At 45.1% G+C, this 1,490-nt stretch carries 1 pseudogene; it reads left to right on the top strand.

From position 1 onward, the window contains the following. Nucleotides 1-53 precede the first annotated feature (53 nt). A pseudogene (gene tnpC, locus Q5691_RS27510) lies at nucleotides 54-1,490 on the top strand (IS66 family transposase); the annotation flags it as partial.

Below are 1,490 nucleotides of genomic sequence, written 5' to 3'. Positions count from 1 at the left end.
GTAAGGATTCAGGTCAAAAAAACTTCGGTGACAAAAGCTGGTAAAATAAACCAATGAAAAAGCCCCCAGCAACCAGAGAGCCGAAAAAAACCGAAATCGAGCAGTTGAGCCAAGCTGAACTGGTAGAAATGGTACTGGGGCTGCAAAAAATTATTGAAGAATTACAAGAAAAACTAGCCATTGCTACGGGCAAAAGTCGAACCACCAGTCAGACTTCATCAAAGCCCCCATCAACGGATCTGATCCAGAAATCAGAGAAACCAACAGTCACACCAGAAGCAGACCAAAAAAAGAAACCAGGTGGACAACCAGGTCATCAGGGAAAAACCCGCAAAGGGTTTGGACGAGTAGACAGAACCGAAATTAGCTCACCCGACATCTGTCTCAATTGTGGTAGTCAAGAATTAAGTCAAGTAATTAACATCCACAGACAGCAAGTAGCAACTCTAGTCGCCAAACCAATCGAAGTCGTCGAATATCAGACACAATCGTGTAAATGCCTAGAATGTGGTGCAGTAGTCAGAGGAGAACCACATCAGGGAGTGGTTCCAGGCCAAGACTTGAGCGTTAATCTCCAAGCACTATTAGTCTGGCTGGGGAATTATGGGCATCTTTCCTACGAAAAGCTGACTGAATTGTTGTGGGAACTCGGCACGATAGAAGTGTCCGTAGGAACACTCCAAAAAACCAATCAACGAGTAGCAGCAGCAGTAGAGCCAGCTATCAAAGCACTGTGGGAATGGGTACCTCTTCAATCAAACGTTCATGTAGATGAAACGCCCCCGGTGTGTGATGGGAGTCAAAGAATGGCTGTGGACGGCTAGTGGAAAAGGATTCTGTTTATTTCATGCCGCAGATACCAGAGGACGTGTGGAACTAGAAACCATGCTGGGCAAAGAATTTGCTGGAGTCTTAAGCTCAGATGATTTCAGCGTTTATAATGGTTGCTTTCGTCATAGCCCAACAGAAGTGTCTAGCCCATTTACGACGGCATTTCAAGAAAGTGCTGGGACTTCCGGGCAACAATAATGCAGCAGTCGCTCAAATATTTCTGTCATTAATTGATGAAGCTTTTAGATCCCATGAGTCCTGGCGAAAGACGAAGGAGCAACTTACCTACGACTCTTGGGCTGAGGATTTCAAAATACGATTGAATCAAGCTTTGGCCACTTGGTTCAACCAAGTTGGCTATGCAGCAGGTTTGTTACTCAAATCCTTACGAGATAAGGCTCAACAATGGTGGTATTTTCTCGATCACCCATCGGTGTCTCCGGATAATAATTTAGCAGAACGTTCTCTACGGCTAGCTGTAACGAAACGGAAAGTTTCTGGCGGTTCTCGTTCGATGAAGCGATTTGAGGAAACTGCTAATCTACTTAGTGTCATCCAAACCTGTCGTTTTCAAGCTCGTTCAGTAATGGCTTTTTTCCGTGAGGCTATTTCTGCCCATTCTTGTGACTTGGCTCGGCCTGATCTCATTCCCGAATTTC

The sequence above is a fragment of the Microcoleus sp. w1-18aA5 genome, from assembly GCF_036701705.1.
Lineage (GTDB): Bacteria > Cyanobacteriota > Cyanobacteriia > Cyanobacteriales > Microcoleaceae > Microcoleus.
Note: the sequence above shows the minus strand (reverse complement) of the source record. Positions and strands in the feature narration are given on the sequence as shown.